The sequence below is a fragment of the Allobosea sp. CS1GBMeth4 genome, assembly GCF_900185715.1.
Classification (GTDB): Bacteria; Pseudomonadota; Alphaproteobacteria; order Rhizobiales; family Beijerinckiaceae; genus Allobosea.
Map to the genome: position 1 here is coordinate 161,181 of NZ_FYAS01000031.1, position 21,158 is coordinate 182,338.

The window sequence follows — 21,158 nt, forward strand, 5'->3', positions numbered from 1 at the left end:
CGCCTAGCCATGGCGCAATTGTCGGAACCGTCGCTCGAGCGTGAAATGGACGCGCAGCCGCGCTGCTTCCGTGTCGTCGCCAATGCGCGGGCCGGCAGCGTGCTGGAGGCGGGCGTCGACGTCTTTGCCCGCCGCATCGCCGATGCCTTCGCCGCGGCGGGCTGCCGTGCCGAAGTGGAGCTGCTCCCGCCGCGCTTGCTCCATGACCACCTGCGCGCTGCGGTCGCGGACGAGGCGATGATCCCGGTCATCGCCGGCGGCGACGGCACGATCAACGGCGCGCTCCCCATCCTGGTCTCGGGCGGGCGGCCGGTCGCGGTGCTGCCGCTCGGCACCGTCAACGTGCTCGGCCGGGACCTCGGCCTCGTCGGCACGCTCGAGCAGCAGATCGCCGCGATCTGCCGGGGCAGCGCGGTCGCGATAGATGTCGGCAGCGTCGACGGGCGCCTGTTCCATTCGATCTCGGGCATGGGTTTCTTCAGCCTGATGGCCCGCCAGCGCGAATATGCGCGGCGCCGCTTTCCGTTCAGCCGCCTCGTCGCCTTCCTCTTTGCCGCCTCGCGCTCGATCCTGTTCACCAGGCCGATCAGCGTCGAGATGGAGATCGGCGGCGAGCGGCGCGCGGTCGAGGCCGACGCGGTGCTCGTCACCGTCAACCGGTTCGACGGTGCGGACTGGCGCCGGGACCGGCTCGATGGCGGCGTGTTCGAGATCCATATCCTCGATACGGGCGGCCTGCTCTCACGGGCCAAGGCGGCCGTCTCGATGCTGAGGGGGAGCTGGCGCAGCTCGCGTCATCTGATCTCGCTGACCGGCACCTCGGTCACCCTGACCCGCCGTGACAAGCGCCGCGGCCACGTCACCTTCGACGGCGAGGTGGAGCGGCGTGCCGGTGCGCTGGGCTACCGCCTCCTGCCGGGCGCGCTGCGTGTCATCGCGCCGCCGCGGGAGGCTTGACCATGGCCGATCCGGCGCGGTTCCCGTCCCGCCCCCGCTCCCTTCCGTTCGGATGACGACCCGCATGTTCCTGCTGCGCCCCCGCTTCCTTCTGCCCGTCGCGGCCGCTTTCGGCTTTCTGGGCCTGGCGATCTCCATCGCGTCCGGCCACAGCTTCGCCCTCGACAGCCAGCTGATGCTGCTGTTCCGCGATGCGGCCGATCCCTCGCTGCCGATCGGCCCGGCCTGGCTGCGCGAGATGATGCGCGATGTGACCGGGCTCGGCAGCTTCGTCGGCCTCGGCACCGCCACCGCGATCGCGGCCCTGACATTGCGGCTCTGCGGCCATGGCGCCCTGGCGCTCGGCCTCGTCGTCGACGTGCTCGCGGCGACGGCGGCGAGCAGCCTGCTGAAGACGGCGATCGGGCGCGAACGGCCGGACATCGTCGAGCACGCCGCACTGACCTTCACCGCGAGCTTCCCGAGCGGGCACGCCTTCCTGTCCGCGGTGGTGCTGCTCGGCATCGCCAGCTTCGTCGGCATCGCCTCGCGCCGCGCCGACATCGCCCGGACCTGCCTCTGGACCGCCTGGATCCTCATCGTCGCGATCGGCCTGAGCCGGATCTATCTTGGCGTGCACTGGCCGAGCGACGTGCTCGGCGGCTGGTGCCTCGGCATCGCCTGGTCGAGCCTCGCGATCGTCCTGATCGGCCGTCTCGCGGCGAGGATCGAGGCGCAGAGGGAGAGAGTCACCGGCTCGGCGACGGTAGGCTGAACGAGGGCGAGCGGCCGCCGCCGGCGCTTGCGCATGCGCTGACGGCGGAGCGCGCATCGCCATTCATCGCAGCGGTTCGCATGGCCTTGTCGGGATAAAACGGTTAAGACCGGCTCCTCTTTCGGTTAGGCACGAGGTTTTGCGATGAATGCTCCTTTCAAGAACCTGATCGCCGGCGAGTGGGCCGGCTCGCAGAACGCTTCGCGCAACATCAACCCCTCCAACACCAACGACGTCGTCGGCGAGTACGCGCAGGGCTCGGTCGAGGATCTGAACAACGCGGTCGCCGCCGCCAAGGCCGCTTTTCCGGCCTGGAGCCGTACCACTCCGCAGGAGCGCTACGAGGTCCTGAAGAAGGCCTCCGACGAGATCCTCGCCCGCAAGGAGGAGCTCGGCCGCCTGCTCTCGCGCGAGGAGGGCAAGACCCTTCCCGAGGGCATCGGCGAGGCGACCCGCGCCGGCCAGATCTTCGCCTTCTTCGCCGGTGAGGCGCTCCGGCTCGGCGGCGAGAGCCTGCCGTCCGTGCGCCCCGGCGTCGGCGTCGAGATCAGCCGCGAGCCGGTCGGTATCGTCGGCATGATCACGCCCTGGAACTTCCCGATCGCGATCCCGGCCTGGAAGATCGCCCCGGCGCTCGCTTACGGCAATTGCGTCGTGATCAAGCCGGCCGATCTCGTGCCCGGCTCCGCCTGGGCGCTGGTCGACATCATCCAGCGCGCCGGCCTGCCCAAGGGCGTGCTCAATCTGGTGATGGGCCGCGGTTCGGTCGTCGGCCAGGCCCTGCTCGAGCACAAGGACGTGCATGCGATCAGCTTCACCGGCTCGGTTTCGACCGGCCGCAAGGTCGCGGCCGCCTGCATCGCCGGCAATCCGATGAAGAAGGTGCAGCTCGAGATGGGCGGCAAGAACCCGCTCGTCGTGCTCGACGACGCCGACCTCAAGGTCGCGGTCGAATGTGCCGTGCAGGGCGCCTTCTTCTCGACGGGGCAGCGCTGCACCGCCTCCTCGCGCCTGATCGTCCAGGCCGGCATCCATGACCGCTTCGTCGAGGCGGCGATCGAGCGGCTCAAGGGTCTCACCGTCGACGATGCGCTGAAGCAGGGCACCCATATCGGCCCGGTCGTCGACCAGAGCCAGCTCGACCAGGACCTGAAATACATCCAGATCGCCCGCGACGAGGGCGGCAAGCTCGCCTGGGGCGGCGAATTGCTCAACCGCGAGAACCCCGGCTTCTACCTACAGCCGGCGCTGATCACCGAGACCACCAACGCCATGCGCATCTCGCGCGAGGAGGTGTTCGGCCCTGTCGCCAACGTCATCCGCGTCAAGGACTACGAGGAGGCGCTCGCTGTCGCCAACGACACCGAGTTCGGCCTGTCCTCCGGCATCTGCACCACCTCGCTGAAGCATGCGACGCATTTCAGGCGGAATGCCGAGGCCGGCATGGTGATGGTCAACCTCGCCACGGCGGGCGTCGATTATCACGTCCCCTTCGGCGGCCGTAAGGGTTCGAGCTACGGCCCGCGCGAGCAGGGCACCTATGCCCGCGAGTTCTACACCACGGTGAAGACCGCCTACACGCTCGCCTGAGCGCCAGCGTACGAAGCGGAACAGAATGCGACGGAACGGGTTCCTCGGCCGGGGGCACACCGGCACGAGGAGCCCGCCTCATGCATACGCTCGACGCCCAGACCGCGACCTGCATCGATCTCTGCCTGCATTGCTACAAGACCTGCCATGGCATGGTGATGACCCATTGCCTGGAGACCGGCGGCAGGCACACCGAACCGGCGCACGTCCGCGAGATGGTCGCCTGCGCCGAAATCTGCCGCACGACGGCGCATCTCCTGCTGATGCGCTCGCAGCACGGCCCGCATCTCTGCCGCGAATGCGCGGAGGTCTGCGAACGCTGCGCCGCCGACTGCGAGGCGCTTGGCGATATGGGCGAATGCGTCGCCGCCTGCCGCTCCTGCGCGCAAGCCTGTCGGGCGATGGTGCATTAGGGCCGCCCAGGTCTCAGCCGAACAGCGCCTGCTCCAGTGTGGCGATGCTCGGCAGCAGAAGGTGACTGAGCGGGCGCAGTGTCTCGGCGTCGCCCGCCCCGGTCAGCACCGCCACCCGCAGTCCGGCTCCGGCAGCCGCAGCCATATGCATGTCATGGCTGGAATCGCCGATGACGGCGATGGCTTCGACGGGCAGGCCGGTAGCCCGGCAGAAGCCGTCGACCATGCCGCGCTCCGGCTTGCGCCCGTGGCCGGAATCATAGCCGCAGAGAAAGGCGAGATGCTCTGACAGGCCGAAGCGTTCGGCGGTCGCGCAGACCGCCGCCTCGCTGTCGCTGGAGGCGATGCCGAGCGTCAGGCCGCGGCCGGAGAGGCCGGCGAACAGGGCGGCGAGATCGCACACCGGCACCGCCGCGACGACCGCGGAGCGGAACAGGGTATCGAGGCGCTCGGTCAGCTCGGCCGTGCCAAACGGCGAGCCGGCCCCGGTCCAGGCTCGCGCCACGTCCTCGGTGCTGCCCGAGGCGAGCAGGCCGTCGGAGAGGGCGTAGCCGGTCGCCGGATCGACCCCCGCGACGGTCAGCAGCCGCGCGGCCAGCTCGACATCGTCCCGGGCGGCGAGCCGGCCGGCCCGCAGATTGGTCGGAGCCCAGCTCGCTTGATAGTCGATCAGCGTCCCATCCTTGTCGAACAGGACGCCGCGAACGGCCGGCGGTGGTGTCGTCATCAGGCCACCGGGACGACATCGACCTTGACGTCGAGCCTTTGGCTGCCGGGGCCGACCAGCACGCCGTCGAGCGGCGACACATCGGCATAGTCGCGCCCGGTGGCGGTGACGATATGATCGTCGGCGACGATCAGGTCGTTGGTCGGGTCGAGCCCGATCCAGCCGGTCTCCGGCCCGCACCAGAGCATCACCCAGGCATGGGTGGCATCGGCCCCCTCCAGCCTCGGCTGGCCCGGCGGCGGGATGGTGCGCAGATAGCCGCTGACATAGGCCGCCGGCAGTCCGAGGCCTCTGAGGCCGGCGATCATGATGTGGGCGAAATCCTGGCAGACGCCGTGCCGGGCACTGAACGCCTCGCCGATCGGGGTCGCGACCTCGGTCGCTTCGGGATCGTAGCGGAACTCCTTGCGGATCCGGCCCATCAGCTCGCAGGCGGCCTCGAAGACCGGCCGCCGGGCGCCGAAGCTTCGGCGGGTATAGTCGGTGATCTCCTGCATCACGGGCGCGAGTCGGCTGGGATAGAGGTAATGCGCCGGCGAATCCGGTGCGAGGCTCTGCGCGGCGAGCGCCAGCTCGGTGACTTTCTCCCAGTCGCGCGTCAGGGCGGGGAAGGGCGCGGCCGCCCGCGTCACCTCGACCCTGGAGGTCATCTCGATCCGCAGCTCCCGGTGCGCCCTGGTGATGGTGAGCGTCGTCGTCCGGTTGCCGAAGAAACAGACGCCGTCTCGTCGCTCCGCCGCGCGCGGCGTCACGCTCAGCGCGCTCGTCAGCACGCGCTGGCCGGCCCCGTCGCGCGGCAGCACGCGCAGCATGCAGCGCGCGAACGGCACCGGCCGGCTGTAGGCATAGGCCGTGAGGTGGCGGATATCGTAGATCACGCGGTGCCCATTACGCCAGGCGCGTCATCCGCGACCCTTCCGGCCTGGAATTCTGCAGGAAATAGCGCTCGGCCACCGCGTTGGAGAGGCCCATCAGCGATTGCTCGAGCACCAGGATGCCGGCGCGGTCGAGCCGGCCCGCCTCGGCGGTGCGGCTTTCGGCGGCGAGCTTGAGGGCGAGCCGGCGCGGTTCCTCCAGCATGCCGTCGTCGCTGAGCGAGGGCAGGGCGGCGATCTCAGCGTCGAGCCGCTCGATCTGGAACGCGACCGAACGCGGATTGTAGGGGTCGAGCATGACGAGATCGAGCACCGGCTGCAGTGCCGGGCCGAGCATGTAGCGCGAGCGATAGGTGATCTGCGAGTCGGTCAGATCCAGCAGCGCGTCGAGGCAATTGCCCGGCGCGTCGGTCTCGGCGAAGTGCCGGGCGAAGCGGCAGGTGGTGATGCCGCGTTCGATCCGCCGGCCGATGTCGAGGAAACGCCAGCCGGCGCCGCGCACCATGTTCTCCTGGGAGAGGCCGGAGAAGGCGGCCAGCGACTTCAGCGCGCTGTCGGCGAGTTCGAAGGCTTCGCCCTCGCTCTCCATCTTGCCGGGGGCGGTGAGCTGGCGCTGCAGGTCGCCGAACAGGCGCCAGGCATCGACCGAGAGGCGCTCGCGGATGACGGAGGCGGTGCGTCGCGCCTCGCGCACCGAGGCGGCGGCCGATCCGTACTGGTCGAGATCGTGCAGGGCCGAGCGTGCCTGCGCGGCGACCGAGCGGCCCCTGCCTCCCGCCGCTGCGGCGCCCCAGGCGACGAGCAGGTGGGCGAGGCGCCGGATCGTCTCGGCATGACCCGGGGCCTGGTCGTCGGCATTGATCAGGCGTCCGAGCAAAGCGCGCACCAGCCGCAGCGTCGCCTCGCTGCGCTCGAGATAGCGCCCGAGCCAGAACAGGTTGTCGGCGGCGCGGCTCGGCAGGATGCCGACGATCCGGCGGATGCCGATCCGGTCCGGGCTCGGCAACAGCGTCACCTGCTCGACCGGCTGGTCGGAGGTCACCCAGACGTCGCTGGAGCGCACGCCCGAGCGCATCGTCACCGCGCGCGCGTCGCTTTCGTCCGAGACGCGGCAGAAGCCGCCCGGCATCACCTGCCACCCGTCCGGAGTCGCGGCGGCGAAGACGCGCAGCGTCATCGGCCGGGGCTCGAGGCGGCCGCCCTGCATCACCGGCATGGTCGAGAGTCGCACCACCTCCTGGCCGACGAAGTCGAGCCCGCGCTGCGCGATGCGGGCGCGCAGCGCCTCGCGCTCCGCCGCGCCGAGCTCGGCGACCAGCACCGTGCCGGCGTCGAGTCCCTCGCCGGGCGCGCGGAAGGCCGGCGCGATGCTCATCTCGTCGAGCCGGTTGAGCACGACCTGGCGCTCGCGCGGCTGCCCGCACCACCAGGTCGCGATGTTCGGCAGGATCAGCTCCTCGCCGAGCACCGCGCGTGCCAGGCGCGGCATGAAGCCCATCAGCGTCCGCGCCTCGATCACGCCCGAGCCGAGCCCGTTGGCGACGACGACGTTCTCGGCCCGCACCGCCTCGACCAGCCCCGGTACCCCCAGCGCCGAGGCGGCGTTGAGCTCAAGCGGGTCGGCGAAGTCGCCGTCGATGCGCCGCCAGATCACGTCGGCGCGCTTGAATCCGGCGATGGTGCGCACATGCACCAGCCCGTCGCGCATCACGAGATCGCCGCCCTCGACCAGCAGGAAGCCGAGATAGCGGGCAAGATAGGCCTGCTCGAAATAGCTCTCGTTGAGCTGGCCGGGCGTCAGCAGGCAGATCCGCGGCTCGATCCTCCGGGCCCGTGACACGAGCCCGGCCCGGAAGCCCTGGAAGAAGGCGGCGAGCCGCTCGACATTCATCGTCCGGAACAGGTCCGGGAAGGCGCGGCCGATGGCGAGCCGGTTTTCCAGCGCGTATCCGGCGCCGGAGGGCGCCTGGGTACGGTCGCTCAGCACCCACCAGCGCCCATCGGGGCCGCGGCCGAGATCGGCGGCATAGATCTGGAGCTGCCCGGCGCCGGCCGTGCCGTGCAGGGGGCGCAGATAATCGGGGCTGCCGGCGATGGCGGCGGCCGGCAGCGCGCCCTCGCTGACCAGCTTGCCGGGCCCGTAGATGTCGGAGAGGACGGCATCGAGCAGCTTGGCGCGCTGGGCGACGCCGGCGGCGATCACCTGCCACTCCTGTCCGGTCAGCACGAGTGGGGCATGGTTGAGCGGCCAGGCGCGCTCGCCGGCGAGCGGATCGCTCTCGAGATCGCCATGCACGCGGTAGGAGACGCCGGTGTCGCGCACATGCCGGTCGGCCAGGCCGAAGCGGCGCTGCAGCTCCTCGCCGGACAGTGCCGCCCATTCCGCCAGGAAAGGCTCCCATTGCGGCCGGACCGCGCCGTCCGGCGCCATCAGCTCGTCATAGGCGCCGGGCAGGGGCCGATAGCCCGAGAGCAGGGCGTTGCGGCGCTCGCTGCGCGCCCGCGTCGAACTGGAACGGCCCTGCAGAGCCATGCTTGACCTCAAATCCCGATCGGGCGGCGCAGGTCGAGGGTCATCGGGAACTCCGGACTACGCTCTTCCGCGGGAATCGCCAGCAGCCCGGGACTATGGCCGATCGCCTCGAAGCGGGCCAGCCTCCTGGCTTCCGCCTCGTAGGAATTCACAGGCGGCGTCTCGTAATTGCGACCGCCCGGATGGGCGACGTGATAGACGCAGCCGCCGAGCGAGCGCCCCGCCCAGCTATCGACGATGTCGAAGGTCAGGGGCGCATGCACCGCAATCGTCGGGTGGAGCCCGGAGGCCGGCTGCCAGGCCTTGAAGCGCAGCCCGGCGATGCTGATCCCGGCGGCGACCTCGGTCATCGGCAGCGCCCGCCCGTTGCAGGCGATCACATGCCGGCCGGGCGTCAGCCCGCTCGCCTTGACCTGCAGCCGCTCCACCGAGCTGTCGACATAGCGCACCGTGCCGCCGATCGCGCCCTCCTCGCCCATCACGTGCCAGGGCTCGAGCGCCTGGCGCAGTTCGAGCTCGACCCCGCCATGGTTGACCTTGCCGTAGAAGGGGAAGCGGAATTCGTGCTGCGCCGCGAACCAGCTCGGGTCGAGCCGGTAGCCGGCCCGTTCGAGATCGGCGAGCACGTCGCGGAAATCCTGCCAGACGATCTCCGGCAGCATGAAACGATCGTGCAGGCTGGTGCCCCAGCGCACCAGCCTGCCGGCTTGCGGCTCCCGCCAGAACCAGGCGATCAGCGCCCGGATCAGCACTTGCTGCGCCAGCGACATGCGCGCATCCGGCGGCATCTCGAAGGAGCGGAACTCGATCAGCCCGAGCCGTCCCGTCGGCCCGTCCGGCGAATAGAGCTTGTCGATGCAGATCTCGGTGCGGTGGGTGTTGCCGGAGACGTCGATCAGCAGGTTGCGGTAGAGCCGGTCGACAAGCCAGAGCGGAATCCCGGGCTCGCCCGGCTCCGGCGTCTGCGCCAGCGCGATCTCGAGCTCGTAGAGCTGGTCGTGCCGGGCCTCGTCGATGCGCGGCGCCTGGCTGGTCGGGCCGATGAACAGGCCGGAGAACAGGTAGGACAGCGCGGGGTGGCGCTGCCAGTAGACAACGATGCTCTTGAGCAGGTCGGGCCTGCGCAGGAACGGGCTGTCGGCCGGCGTCACGCCGCCGAGCACGACATGGTTGCCGCCGCCCGTGCCGGTATGGCGGCCATCGACCATGAACTTCTCGGCGCCGAGCCGCGACTGGCGCGCTTCCTCGTAGACGCCCCGGGTGATCGCGACGGCCTCGGCCCAGGTCCTCGCGGGATGGATGTTGACCTCGATCACGCCGGGGTCGGGCGTGACCTTGATGATGTTGAGGCGAGGGTCGTGCGGCGGCGCATAGCCCTCGATATGGACGGGCTGGCCGTGCGCTTCCGCCGCCGCCTCGATGCTGGCGATCAGGTCGAGATAGTCCTCCAGCCGCTCGACCGGCGGCAGGAAGACGCAGAGCACGCCGTCGCGAACTTCCAGGCTGAGCGCGGTGCGCACCGCCGCGGCGCCGAGCTCCTGCTCGACGATCTCCTGGCGCGGCGCTTGCGGCGCGGCGCTCGCGGCCGGGCGGGTCGGCTGCACCGGCCCGTCGAAGACCGGCGGCGGGTCGGCGGCGAGCGGCGCTCCGGGCGAAGCGGCCGCGGCGGGCGGCAGCGGCCCGCGCGGCTCCATCGGGTCCTGCGGGTGGACATGCGGATAGGCACTCGCCGGCACATGCGGCAGCGAGCCGAGGGGCAGACGGAAGCCGACCGGCGAGTCGCCCGGCACCAGGAACAGCTTGCCGCGCCGCAGCGTCCACTTCTCCGAACGCCAGCGCCGGTCGCCCGCCGCCGCCTGCCAGCGCTGTACCGGGATGACATAGCCGCTCGGCCTGCCGAGGCCGCGCTCGAACACGCGCACCATGCGCGCGCGCTCCTCCGGGTCGGAGAGCTTCGGATCGAGCGGATCGACATTGTCCGGCAGCTGGCCTTCCTTCAGCAGCCAGTGGCCGGTGTCCTCATAGGCGGGCAGCACATACTCGGCGCCGAGGCCGAGCCGCTCGGACAGATTTGCGGCGAGCGTCTCGACCGCGGCCGGCGTCGGTGCAGCCTCGCGCTCGCGGTCGTCGCCGGTCCCGGCGCCGGGCTCGCGCGCGATCAGTGCGGCGTTGCGCCAGATCGGCTCGCCGTCCTGGCGCCAGTAGAGCGCGAAGGCCCAGCGCGGCAGGCTCTCGCCCGGATACCATTTGCCCTGGCCGTAATGCAGCATGCCGCCCGGGGCGAACCGCTCGCGCAGACGGCGGATCAGGACATCGGCGCGTTCGCGCTTGGTCGGGCCGACGGCGGCGGTGTTCCATTCCTCGCCGGTCTGGTCGTCGACCGAGACGAAGGTCGGCTCGCCGCCCATGGTCAGCCGGACGTCCTGCGCCTGCAGGTCGGCCTCGACCTTTTCGCCGAGTGCGTCGAGCTCGGCCCAGGATCCGTCGGAGAAGGGCAGGGTGATGCGCGGCACCTCGTGCACGCGCGCGACGCTCATCTCGAAGCCGAACTGCGTCTCGGCATAGCTCGCTACGCCGCTGACCGGCGCGGCCGAGCGGTAATGCGGCGTCGCCGCCAGCGGCAGGTGACCCTCGCCGGTGAGCAGCCCCGAGGTCGGGTCGAGCCCGATCCAGCCGGCACCGGGAATGTAGACCTCGGCCCAGGCGTGCAGGTCGGTGAAATCCTTGTCGGTGCCACGCGGCCCTTCCAGCGGATCGATGTCCGCCTTCATCTGGATCAGGTAGCCGGAGACGAAGCGGGCGGCGAGGCCGAGATGGCGCAGGATCTGGACGAGCAGCCAGGAGGTGTCGCGGCAGGAGCCGGATTTGAGCCCGAGCGTCTGCTCGGGCTCCTGCACGCCCGGCTCCAACCGGATGCCGTAGGCGATCAGGCGCTGCAGCCGGGCATTGAGGTCGACGATGAAGTTGACGGTGTTGGTCTTGTCGCGCGGGATCGAGGCCAGGAAATCGGCGAAGAGCGGCCCGGCCTCCTCCCTGACGAGGTAGGGCGCGAGCTCGTCATGCAACTCCTCGGGATAGGCGAAGGGGAAGTCCTCGGCCTCGCTCGCCACGAAGAAGTCGAACGGGTTGACCACCGCGAGCTCCGTGACGAGGTCGACCTCGATACGGAACTCGGTCACGGGTTCGGGGAAGACGTAGCGCGCCAGCCAGTTGCCGTTCGGGTCCTGCTGCCAGTTCACGAAATGCTGCGCCGGCGTGACCTTGAGCGAATAGCTCTTCACCGCCGAGCGGCAATGCGGCGCCGGCCGCAGCCGGATGATCTGGGGGCCGAGCGTGACCGGGCGGTCGTAGCGGTAATGGGTGAGGTGGTGCAGTGCGGCGATGATGGCCAAGAGCTCACCCCTGCTTTGCCTGGCGCGCTGCTCCGCACGTGCAGGCTCCCGAACGGCCCGGCCGGCCGATTCCGCCACGATAGCGGCAGAGAAGAGCGGGGCAAGCCGCTTGCTGAGCAGAAATGCGCCGGCAATTCAGGCTGTTGCGCAACAAGCGTGCAAGCGCGCCCGGTTTGCCGGAAAGTCGTTCGGCACCCGCTGGACATCGGACACGATCTGGCCACAGAGTGCGCGCCAACGGGCACCCGGGAGTGCCCGCGGACAGCACAACGGGGAATTCCATGCGTCATGTTGTGAAACTGATGGCGGCCTCCGCCTTCGCCGCTCTGCTGGCGACGACCGCCCAGGCCCAGACGCCCAAAGACACCATCGTCATGGCCAAGCAGATCGACGACATCATCACGCTCGATCCGGCCGAGGCCTTCGAGTTCTCGGGCGTCGAGGTCGGCGCCAACGTCTACGACAAGCTGATCGGCGTCGATCTCAAGAACAACAACGCCCTCGTCGGCGAGCTCGCCCAGAGCTGGACGGTCAGCCCCGACAACCTGACCTACACCTTCAAGCTCCGGCCCGGGGTCAAGTTCCACTCCGGCAATCCGCTCACCGCCGCCGACGTGGTCTATTCCTTCCAGCGCGCGGTGACGCTGAACAAGTCGCCGGGCTTCATCCTCACCCAGTTCGGCCTGAACAAGGATACGGTGCTCGACAAGGTGAAGGCCGTCGACGACCAGACCGTGTCGGTCACGGTCTCCAAGCCCTTCGCGCCGAGCTTCTTCCTCAACTGCCTGACCTCGGGCGTCGCCGGCATCGTCGATTCCAAGCTCGTCAAGGCCAACGAGAAGGATGGCGACTGGGGCAATGCCTGGCTCAAGCTGAACTCGGCCGGCTCCGGCGCCTACAAGGTCCGCGCCTATCGCCCGAACGAGCAATACGCGCTCGACGCCAACGAGAGCTGGTACAAGGGTGCGCCCAAGACCAAGCGCGTCATCGTCCGCCACGTCGCCGAGCCGGCCTCGCAGCGCCTGCTGCTGGAGAAGGGCGACATCGACATCGCGCGCAACCTCTCCAAGGACCAGCTCGCCGCGGTCAAGAGCAACGCCAACGTCAAGATCGTCCAGGGCGACAAGGGCTACATCCTCTATCTCGGCCTGAACCAGAAGAATCCGAACCTCGCCAAGCCCGAGGTCCGCGAGGCACTGAAATGGCTGGTCGACTACGAGTCGATCGAACGCAACATCGTCGAGGGCACCTACAAGGGCCACGAGGCCTTCCTGCCCAAGGGCTTCCTCGGCGCCATCGACGACAAGCCCTACAAGCTCGACGTCGCCAAGGCCAAGGAGCTGCTCGCCAAGGCCGGCCTGTCGAACGGCTTCACCGTCACCATGGACACGCGCTCGGTCTCGCCGATCACCGACATCGCCCAGGCGATCCAGTCGACCTGGGCCCAGGCCGGCATCAAGCTCGAGATCATCCCCGGCGACGGCAAGCAGACGCTGACCAAGTACCGCGCCCGCACCCATGACATCTATATCGGCCAGTGGGGTCCGGACTATCTCGACCCGCACACCAATGCCGAGACCTTCGCCATCAACGAGGACAATGGCGAGGACGCCAAGTCGAAGACGCTCGCCTGGCGCAATGCCTGGGACATCCCGGAGATGACCAAGATCACCCAGGCCAACGTGCTCGAGACCGACGCGGCCAAGCGCGCCGCCGTCTATGGCGACCTTCAGCGCCAGCATCAGAAGGTCTCGCCCTTCGTCATCATGTTCCAGCAGATCGAAGTCTCGGCGCAGCGCAAGGGCGTCGACAACTGGGTGATCGGACCGAGCTCCGACACCAATTTCTACGCTCCGATCACCAAGAACTGAGGCGTTTCGTCGAGCCGCTACCGTCATTCCGGGGCAGCGCCAGCGGCGAGCCCCGGAAACCATGAACACGGCCCCTGGGCGAGAGTGGCCAGCGCCGTGACAGCTCGCTAATCGCGCTTTCATGGATTCCGGGCCCAGGCCTTCGGCCTGCCCCGGAGAAACCGACGTGGCCCCGCCCCGCGAGGGCGGGCGATGCCTCCAAGAACAAGAAAGGACGGAGCCGACGATGGTCGCCATCAGTGCACCGACTCCACCCGCCCCGCCGCGCGCCAGGGGCCGCGCCGCCCGCTGGGCCAAGATCCTCGGCCGCGAACTGACCACGGTCGCGATCACCATCTTCGGCCTGCTGCTGGTCACCTTCCTGATCGCCCGCGTCATGCCGATCGACCCGGTCCTCGCCGTGGTCGGCGACCGGGCTCCGGCCGACGTCTACGAGAAGGCGCGGCTCGCGCTCGGCCTCGACAAGCCGTATTGGCAGCAATTCGCCATCTATATCGGCAAGGTCTTCACGGGCGATCTCGGAACCTCCGTGCTGACGGCCCAGAAGGTCACCGACGACATCAAGACGGTGTTCCCGGCGACGCTGGAGCTGGCGACCCTCGGCACGCTGATCGGCGCGGCCCTCGGGGTGCCGCTCGGCATCCTCGCCGCCGTCAACCAGGGCCGCTGGGTCGACCAGATCGCCCGCGTCATCGGGCTGGTCGGCTATTCCATCCCGGTCTTCTGGCTCGGGCTGATGGGGCTGCTGCTGTTCTACGCCAAGCTCGGCTGGGTGGCCGGGCCCGGCCGCCTCTCGATCGCCTACCAGGATTTCGTCACGCCGGTGACGGGCCTCGTCATGCTCGATGCCGCCATGCAGGGCGAATGGGAGGCGTGCTGGGACGCCTTCTGGCACCTGATCCTGCCGGCGTCGGTGCTCGGACTGCTGTCGGTCGCCTATATCAGCCGCATGACCCGCAGCTTCATGATCGCCGAGCTGCAGCAGCAATATGTCGTCGCGGCGCGGGTGAAGGGCCTGTCGGAATGGCGCGTCGTCTGCGGCCATGCGCTGCGCAACGCCGTCGTACCGCTCGTCACCGTGATCGCGCTCTCCTACATGCACCTGCTCGAAGGCTCGGTGCTGACCGAGACCATCTTCGCCTGGCCGGGCCTCGGCCGCTACCTCACCAACGCGCTGCTCAACGCCGACATGAACGCGGTGCTCGGCGGCACGCTGGTGGTCGGCGCCGTCTTCATCGCGGTCAACCTGTTCTCCGACATTCTCGGCCGGCTGGCCGACCCGCGGGCGCGCTGAGGAGGATGGCCATGGCAGACCACGCTTCCTCCGCCCCCGTCACCTGGCATGCCTGGCTGACCACGACCTCGCCGGAATCGCGCCGGCAGGCCAGGCTCGGCCAGCTCTACCGGCAATGGCTCGCCTTCCGGAAGAATCCGGCCGCCGTCGCGGGCCTGCTGATCGTCGTCGCGCTGCTGCTGCTCGCGGCCTTCGCGCCGCTGATCGCACCGCACGACCCGCTCGCCCAGGCGCTCGACCAGCGCCTGCTCGCGCCGTCCGCCCGCAATCTGTTCGGCACCGACGCGCTCGGCCGCGACATCTTCAGCCGCGTCGTCTACGGCACCCGCGTCACGCTGGTGATCGTGATGCTCGTCGTCGTCACCGTCGGGCCGCTCGGTCTCCTGATCGGCTGCGCTGCCGGCTATTTCGGTGGCTGGGTCGACACCGTGCTGATGCGCATCACCGACGTCTTCCTCGCCTTCCCGCGCCTGGTCCTGGCGCTCGCCTTCGTCGCGGCGCTCGGCCCTGGCCTCGAGAACGCGGTCATCGCCATCGCCTGCACGGCCTGGCCGCCCTATGCCCGCGTCGCCCGCGCCGAGACGATGATCATCCGCAATGCCGACTACATCTCGGCGATGCGCCTGCAGGGGGCGAGCCAGATGCGGATCGTGCTGAAGCATGTCGTGCCGATGTGCGTGCCTTCGCTGATCGTGCGCACCACCTACGACATGGCCGGCATCATCATCATCGCCGCCGGCCTCGGCTTCCTTGGTCTCGGTGCCCAGCCGCCGATCCCGGAATGGGGCGCGATGATCTCGACGGGCCGCGAGCAGATCTTCGATCAATGGTGGGTCGCGACCTTCCCCGGCATCGCCATCTGCGTCGTCGCGCTCGGCTTCAACCTGCTCGGCGACGGGCTGCGCGACGTGCTGGATGCGAGGTGAGCCCCATGGCTGACGCAGCTCTGCTGAGGCTCGACGACCTGCGCGTCGACTTCCACACCCCGACCGGCATCGTCAACGCGGTGCGCGGGCTGTCGTTCACCCTCGGCCGCGAGCGGCTCGGCATCGTCGGGGAATCCGGCTCCGGCAAGTCGATGACCGGCCGTGCCATCCTCGACCTGATCCCGCATCCAGGCGTGGTCACGGCGAAGCGCATGGAATTCCGCGGCCAGGATCTGATGGCGATGGACAAGCGCAGCCGGCGCAAGCTGCGCGGCCGCCATATCTCCATGGTGATGCAGGACCCGAAATTCTCGCTGAACCCGGTCCAGACGGTCGGTGACCAGATCGCCGAGGCCTATCGCGTTCACCACAAGGCGAGCGCGCGCGAGGCGAAGGAGCGCAGCCTCGCCATGCTGGAGGCGGTGCAGATCAGGGAGCCGGGGCGGGTCTACGACCTCTACCCGCACGAGGTCTCCGGCGGCATGGGCCAGCGCGTGATGATCGCGATGATGCTGATCGCCGAGCCGGAGATCCTGATCGCCGACGAGCCGACCTCGGCGCTCGACGTCACCGTGCAGCTGCAGGTGCTGAAGATCCTCGACGACCTCGTCACCAGCCGCGGCATGGGGCTGATCTTCATCAGCCACGATCTGCATCTGGTGAAATCGTTCTGCGACCGCGTCATCGTCATGTATGGCGGCAAGGCGATGGAGACACTGCCGGCCGGCGAGCTCGACCGCGCCCGGCACCCCTATACGCGCGGCCTGCTCGGCTGCCTGCCCGATCTCGACCATCCGCGCGAAACGCTCGCAACCCTCACCCGCGACCCGGCATGGCTGGCATGAACCTCCACCGTCTTTCCGGGGCGTCGCGTAGCGACGAGCCCGGAATCCATAACCACTGCGATGGCAGAATGATGCGCGACCGGGGCCACCGGTCTTTCGAAGCCGGTGTTCATGGATTCCGGGCTCGGCCCTGCGGGCCGCCCCGGAAAGACGCAGAGGCGCTGGCATGACCACGACCTCCGCGATCAACGTCGACAGGCTCAACGTCTCCTTCGGCGACTCGCATGTCGTGAAGGACCTCTCCTTCGCCGTCGCTCCGGGGGAGAGCTATGGCATCGTCGGCGAATCCGGCTCCGGCAAGTCGACCGTGCTGCGCGTGCTCGCCGGTCTCAACCGCGACTGGAGCGGCGAAGTCGACATCCTCGGCAAGCGCCAGCCCAAGCTCCGCGACAAGGCCTTCTATCGCGCCGTCCAGATGGTCTTCCAGGACCCTTACGGCTCCCTGCATCCGAAGAAGACCGTCGACGACACGCTGGCCGAGCCGCTCGCCATTCACGGCATCCGCGACGCCGAGGCGAAGATCAGCCGCGCCATGCAGGATGTCGGCCTGCCGACCTCCTTCCGCTTCCGCTATCCGCACCAGCTCTCCGGCGGCCAGCGCCAGCGCGTCGCCATCGCCCGCGCCCTCGTGCTGGAGCCGACCATCCTGCTGCTCGACGAGCCGACCTCGGCGCTCGACGTCTCGATCCAGGCCGAGGTGCTGAACCTGCTGCAGGCGCTGCGCCATGAGCGCAAGCTCACCTACATCCTCGTCAGTCACGATCTCGCCGTCGTCGGCCACATGTGCGAGCGTTTGCTGGTCATGCAGTTCGGCCGCGGCGTCGAGGAGATGACCGCCGCGACGCTCGCCGCCCGCGCCCCGCAGACGGCCTACGCCCAGCAATTGCTGACTGCAAGCGAGGGATTTAGGAGGGCGGGGTAGTGTGACAGCGCGTCATGCTCGGGCTTGACCCGAGCATCTCAGGCCGGAAGAGTTCTGGCTTGGCGCCCGCTGGTCCTGAGATTCTCGGGTCTGCGCTACGCTCCGCCCGAGAATGACGGCATAGCGGCCCTGTTGCCCAAAGCGTTTGGCAAGCTGCGCCCGTGGTCGCATTGTCATCGCGGGAGTCGGCTCGACTGGCCCGATCAGGAGTAAGCCATGGACGCCATCACCGAGCGCCTGCTCAGGCCGGAAGCTGCGCCCGAGCGCACGCCGGTCCCGCCCTTCGACCTCGTGATCTTCGGCGCGGGCGGCGACCTCGCGCTGCGCAAGCTCTTTCCGGCGCTGGCACAGCGCAACGAGGAGGGCGTGCTGCCGCAGGAGAGCCGCGTCCTCGGCATCGTCCGCAAGCAGGAGGATGTCGAGGGCGTCCCCAACCAGATCGCCGCCAAGCTCGCGGCCGCCGGCCTGCCGCCGGACCGCATCGCTGCTTTCCGTCAAAGGCTGACCATGGTGCTGCTCGACGCGGTGAAGCCGGCGACCTATGGCGCTCTCAAGGACGCGCTCGGCGACTCCCAGCGCGTCCGCTCCTTCTACCTCTCGACGCCGCCCGACCTGTTCATCCCGATCTGCGAGAACCTGGCCAGGGCCGGCATCCTGACGCCGACCTCGCGCGTCATCCTGGAGAAGCCGCTCGGCCGCGATCTCGCCTCGGCCCGCGAGATCAACGACGCCGTCGCCCGCATCCTGCCGGAGAGCCGCACCTACCGGATCGACCATTATCTCGGCAAGGAGACGGTGCAGAACCTCCTGGTCCTGCGCTTCGCCAACACCCTGTTCGAGCGCTCCTGGTCGAGCCGCGACATCGACAATATCCAGATCACGGTGGCCGAAACGGTCGGGCTGGAGCAGCGCGCCGGCTATTACGACAAGGCCGGCCATCTGCGCGACATGGTCCAGAACCATGTGCTGCAATTGCTCTGCCTGTTCGCGATCGAGCCGCCGAACCAGCTCGAAGCCGATGCCGTGCGCGACGAGAAGGTGCGCGTGCTCAAGGCGCTGAGGCCGATCGTCGGGCCGGATGTGCAGCGCATGACCGTGCGCGGCCAGTACGGGCCGGGCGCGATCGACGGCCAGCGGGTCAAGGGCTATGCCGAGGAGCTCGGCCATGCCAGCGCGACCGAGACCTTCGCCGCGATCCGCTGCGAGCTCGACACCTGGCGCTGGGCCGGCGTGCCGATCTATCTGCGCACTGGAAAGCGCATGGCGCAGCGCTATTCCGAGATCGCCGTCACCTTCAAGCCGGTGCCCCATCCGATCTTCGGCCGCGCCCCGGGCTGCGAGGAGCTCTACGCCAACCGGCTGGTCATCCGGCTCCAGCCCAATGACGGCGTCCAGCTCCAGCTGATGATGAAGGTGCCCGGCTCCGGCAAGCTCAAGGTCGTGCCGCGCCAGCTCGACCTGCGCTACGAGACCGCTTTCGACGTGCGCACGCCCGACGCCTATGAGCGGCTGCTGACCGACGTGATCCGCGGCGACCAGACCCTGTTCATGCGCCGCGACGAGGTCGAGCAGGCCTGGGGCTGGATCGATCCGATCCTCGCCGGCTGGCAGGACTACTACCCGCTGCCGCATCGCTATGCCGCCGGCTCCTGGGGGCCATCGCAGGCGATCGGCCTGATCGAGCGCGAAGGCCGCTCCTGGGCCGATCCGGAACTGGTCGAATGACCGCCGCGGGTCCGCTGGTCCGTCACCGTTTCGAGACCCTGGCCGACGCCTCCGAGGCCCTGGCCGAGGCGATCGCCGTCAGGTTGGGCACGCTCCTGCGGGAGCAGGGCAGCGCGCTCGTCGCCGTACCGGGCGGCACCACGCCGGCGCGTTTCCTCACGGCCCTCGGGGCGCATGAGCTGCCTTGGGAGAACGTCACGCTGATGCCGACCGACGAACGCTTCGTCGCGCCCGGCGACCAGGCCTCGAACGAGCGCATGATCCGCGCCGCCTTCGCGCCGCTGCGCGAGGGGCGCACGCCTTTCGTCTCCTTCCACAATGCCGGCGACGACCTCGCCGCGGCGGCGGCCAGCCTCGATCGCGTCCTGAGAGGGCTGCCGCCGCTCGACATCGTCGTCAGCGGCATGGGCGCGGACGGGCATGTCGCTTCGCTCTTCCCCGGCGAGACGGCGGCGCTCTCCGCCCCGGCCTCCGTGCATGCGGTCGCGGCGAGCCCCCCCGACCTGCCGCCGCGGCTCTCGCTCTCGCCGGCGCGGCTGCACGGCGCCGGCTATGCCGCCCTGCTGATCTCGGGGGCGGAGAAGGACCAGGTGCTGGCCTCGGCCGCCGAGCTGCCGGGCGGTTTCCCCGTCGGCCTGCTGCTCCAGCGCCGGGAAGGGCTCGACGTCTACTGGGCCAAGACGTAGAGGCTTCGGGGATGCCTTTGAAACCTCTCCGTCGTTCCGGACAAGCCGCGTAAGCGGAGCGCCGGAATCCATTGAAGGGCGTTGCGCTCCGTATGGATTCCGGCGCTCCGCTTCGCAGCGTCCGGAGTGACGGCGGATATGAAGAGTCGAGACAAGGCGTCAGCCGCGCCGCGTAAGAGGAACAGCGTCATGTCGGTCGCCCCCGAAATCACCCGCCTCGAGGCCTGTGGCGTCGTCCCCGTCGTCGTCATCGACGACGCCGAGATCGCCGTGCCGCTGGCGGAAGCCCTGCTCGCCGGCGGCATCGACGTGATCGAGATCACCTTGCGCCGCCCGGCGGCGATGGCGGCGCTCGAGATCGTGGCGAAGAGGGTTCCGGGCATCCTTCCCGTGGCCGGAACGGTGGTGACGCCGGCCCAGGCGGCCGCGGTTCACGATGCCGGCGCCCGCGCCGTGGTCAGCCCCGGCTTCACCGAAAGCGTCGACGAGGCGATGCGCAGGACAGGACTGCCCTGGCTGCCCGGCGTCGCCACCGCCTCCGACTGCATGCGCGCCGTCGGGGCGGGGCGCGCCACGTGCAAGTTCTTCCCGGCCGAGCAGGCCGGCGGGGTCGGCGCGCTCAAGGCGCTCTCGGGCCCGTTCCCGCAGCTCCGGTTCTGCCCGACCGGCGGCGTTTCGCTCGCCAATCTCGGCAATTATCTCGCGCTGCCGCAGGTGATCTGCGTCGGCGGCTCCTGGCTCGTCCCGGCCGATGCGGTGAAGGACCGCGCCTGGGCGCAGGTGACGAGACTCTCCAGGGAAGCGCGCGCGAGGGTCGCGGAATTGCGCGGCTGATGCCGTCTTTCCGGGGCAGGCCAAAGGCCTGAGCCCGGAATCCAGAACCGATGCCGATTCCAAGGGGACTTTTCGATCAGGCGCCTTCGCGACCGGGCGCAGCGGTTCTGGATTCCGGGCTCTTCGCTGGCGCGAAGCCCCGGAATGACCGTGTGCGCCTCAATCCTCGTCCCGGACCGCGCTCCAGGCCAGTTCCTGGGCATAGGTGCGGATGTCGGCCGGCCAGCCCGATGCCTGCCGGAAGAAGCCGACCTCGTCATTGGCGAAGAGCGCGCGCGTCGCCTCCTCGAAGCCCGGCAGGTCGCCGGCGAGCGCGTGCATGACGCGATAGGCCGCCTCGCGGGCGATCCGTCCTTGCGTCTCGCCACGATCGCCGCGCCGGGCTTCGTCGATCAGGCGCCTGAGCGCCTGCGAGGCGCCGCCTGGCTGCGCCGCGAGCCATTCCCAATGCCGTGGCAGCAGCGTCACCTCGCGCGCGACCACGCCGAGCTTCGGCCGTCCGCGTCCGCGCGGCTCGTCGCCCAGTCTGGCGACGATCTCCGCCGGGGTGCCGCGCAGGTCGAGATCGATCACCCGGCCGGTCGCGTCGTCGAAGGTCAGTGGCGTTGCTTCGGGGCTCTCGTCCAGTCGTTTCCGCACGGCGACGGCAACTTCGGCCAGGCGGCCTCGGGCGAGGATGCTGCTGCCGTCGAAGGCAGTGGAAAGACGATCGGCGTCGGGCATGGTCGGTTCCTGAGTGGGGCGATAAAATACCCGGATAAAAATACTTGAGTCAATATTGCCCGGATGATAATTGCCGTGCCCTCATTGAAGG

Annotated in this window: 17 protein-coding genes; 12 read left to right on the plus strand and 5 right to left on the minus strand. The window is 69.4% G+C overall.

Features of this window, described 5'->3' with window-relative positions; translation table 11 throughout:
• Positions 1–45: 45 nt before the first annotated feature.
• The 4 genes from CS1GBM4_RS19405 to CS1GBM4_RS19420 all read left to right on the plus strand — a co-directional run bounded on the left by CS1GBM4_RS19405 (position 46) and on the right by CS1GBM4_RS19420 (position 3,714).
• Positions 46–957 carry a diacylglycerol kinase family protein gene (locus CS1GBM4_RS19405; RefSeq protein WP_186420390.1) on the plus strand — a complete coding sequence of 304 codons (912 nt, stop codon included), beginning with the start codon at positions 46–48 and terminating at the stop codon, positions 955–957.
• A gap of 64 nt (positions 958–1,021) precedes the next feature.
• A complete protein-coding gene (locus tag CS1GBM4_RS19410; RefSeq protein ID WP_186420391.1) occupies positions 1,022–1,711 on the plus strand; it encodes a phosphatase PAP2 family protein in 690 nt (229 codons plus the stop codon).
• 144 nt (positions 1,712–1,855) lie between these two features.
• On the plus strand, positions 1,856–3,301 hold the full coding sequence (locus CS1GBM4_RS19415) for an aldehyde dehydrogenase family protein (RefSeq protein WP_186420392.1): 1,446 nt from the start codon (positions 1,856–1,858) through the stop codon (positions 3,299–3,301).
• Positions 3,302–3,381: 80 nt separating this feature from the next.
• Complete coding sequence (locus CS1GBM4_RS19420; protein WP_186420393.1) at positions 3,382–3,714, plus strand: four-helix bundle copper-binding protein; 333 nt, start codon at positions 3,382–3,384, stop codon at positions 3,712–3,714.
• A 13-nt stretch (positions 3,715–3,727) separates the two neighbouring features.
• Here CS1GBM4_RS19420 and CS1GBM4_RS19425 read toward each other — a convergent pair whose 3' ends face one another.
• From CS1GBM4_RS19425 to CS1GBM4_RS19440, 4 genes are read right to left on the minus strand one after another with little or no spacing between them, the layout of a single operon-like run.
• Positions 3,728–4,441 carry an HAD-IA family hydrolase gene (locus CS1GBM4_RS19425; protein WP_186420394.1) on the minus strand — a complete coding sequence of 238 codons (714 nt, stop codon included), beginning with the start codon at positions 4,439–4,441 and terminating at the stop codon, positions 3,728–3,730.
• Positions 4,441–5,319, minus strand: coding sequence for a transglutaminase family protein (locus CS1GBM4_RS19430; protein WP_186420395.1), 879 nt, complete (start codon positions 5,317–5,319; stop codon positions 4,441–4,443). Before CS1GBM4_RS19430 ends, CS1GBM4_RS19425 begins: the two co-directional genes overlap by 1 nt.
• A gap of 10 nt (positions 5,320–5,329) precedes the next feature.
• The gene (locus CS1GBM4_RS19435) at positions 5,330–7,849 is read right to left on the minus strand and encodes a circularly permuted type 2 ATP-grasp protein (protein ID WP_186420396.1); all 2,520 of its coding nucleotides are present in this window, start codon (positions 7,847–7,849) and stop codon (positions 5,330–5,332) included.
• Positions 7,850–7,857: 8 nt separating this feature from the next.
• Positions 7,858–11,241 carry a transglutaminase family protein gene (locus CS1GBM4_RS19440; RefSeq protein ID WP_186420397.1) on the minus strand — a complete coding sequence of 1,128 codons (3,384 nt, stop codon included), beginning with the start codon at positions 11,239–11,241 and terminating at the stop codon, positions 7,858–7,860.
• Positions 11,242–11,522: 281 nt separating this feature from the next.
• Between CS1GBM4_RS19440 and CS1GBM4_RS19445 the strand changes: the two genes are divergently transcribed.
• The 8 genes from CS1GBM4_RS19445 to eda all read left to right on the plus strand — a co-directional run bounded on the left by CS1GBM4_RS19445 (position 11,523) and on the right by eda (position 20,344).
• Positions 11,523–13,112 (plus strand): ABC transporter substrate-binding protein, encoded by a 1,590-nt coding sequence (locus tag CS1GBM4_RS19445; protein ID WP_186420398.1) that lies wholly within the window; start codon positions 11,523–11,525, stop codon positions 13,110–13,112.
• 226 nt (positions 13,113–13,338) lie between these two features.
• Positions 13,339–14,406, plus strand: a complete 1,068-nt coding sequence (locus CS1GBM4_RS19450) for an ABC transporter permease (RefSeq protein WP_186420399.1) — start codon at positions 13,339–13,341, stop codon at positions 14,404–14,406.
• Positions 14,407–14,417: 11 nt separating this feature from the next.
• Positions 14,418–15,332 carry a nickel transporter permease gene (gene nikC / locus CS1GBM4_RS19455; RefSeq protein WP_186420400.1) on the plus strand — a complete coding sequence of 305 codons (915 nt, stop codon included), beginning with the start codon at positions 14,418–14,420 and terminating at the stop codon, positions 15,330–15,332.
• Between the two features lie 5 nt (positions 15,333–15,337).
• Positions 15,338–16,177: an ABC transporter ATP-binding protein gene (locus CS1GBM4_RS19460; protein WP_186420401.1), complete on the plus strand. Its 840-nt coding sequence runs from the start codon at positions 15,338–15,340 to the stop codon at positions 16,175–16,177.
• 166 nt (positions 16,178–16,343) lie between these two features.
• Entirely contained in the window at positions 16,344–17,099 is a 756-nt protein-coding gene (locus CS1GBM4_RS19465) for an ABC transporter ATP-binding protein (protein ID WP_186420402.1), read from the plus strand.
• A 216-nt stretch (positions 17,100–17,315) separates the two neighbouring features.
• A complete protein-coding gene (gene zwf, locus CS1GBM4_RS19470; protein WP_186420403.1) occupies positions 17,316–18,824 on the plus strand; it encodes a glucose-6-phosphate dehydrogenase in 1,509 nt (502 codons plus the stop codon).
• Positions 18,821–19,510, plus strand: a complete 690-nt coding sequence (gene pgl, locus CS1GBM4_RS19475; RefSeq protein WP_186420404.1) for a 6-phosphogluconolactonase — start codon at positions 18,821–18,823, stop codon at positions 19,508–19,510. The genes zwf and pgl overlap by 4 nt, the downstream gene beginning before the upstream one ends.
• Positions 19,511–19,699: 189 nt before the next feature.
• Positions 19,700–20,344, plus strand: coding sequence for a bifunctional 4-hydroxy-2-oxoglutarate aldolase/2-dehydro-3-deoxy-phosphogluconate aldolase (gene eda, locus CS1GBM4_RS19480; RefSeq protein ID WP_186420405.1), 645 nt, complete (start codon positions 19,700–19,702; stop codon positions 20,342–20,344).
• Positions 20,345–20,503: 159 nt separating this feature from the next.
• Here eda and CS1GBM4_RS19485 read toward each other — a convergent pair whose 3' ends face one another.
• Positions 20,504–21,067 carry a DUF2239 family protein gene (locus CS1GBM4_RS19485; protein ID WP_186420406.1) on the minus strand — a complete coding sequence of 188 codons (564 nt, stop codon included), beginning with the start codon at positions 21,065–21,067 and terminating at the stop codon, positions 20,504–20,506.
• Between the last annotated feature and the right edge of the window lie 91 nt (positions 21,068–21,158).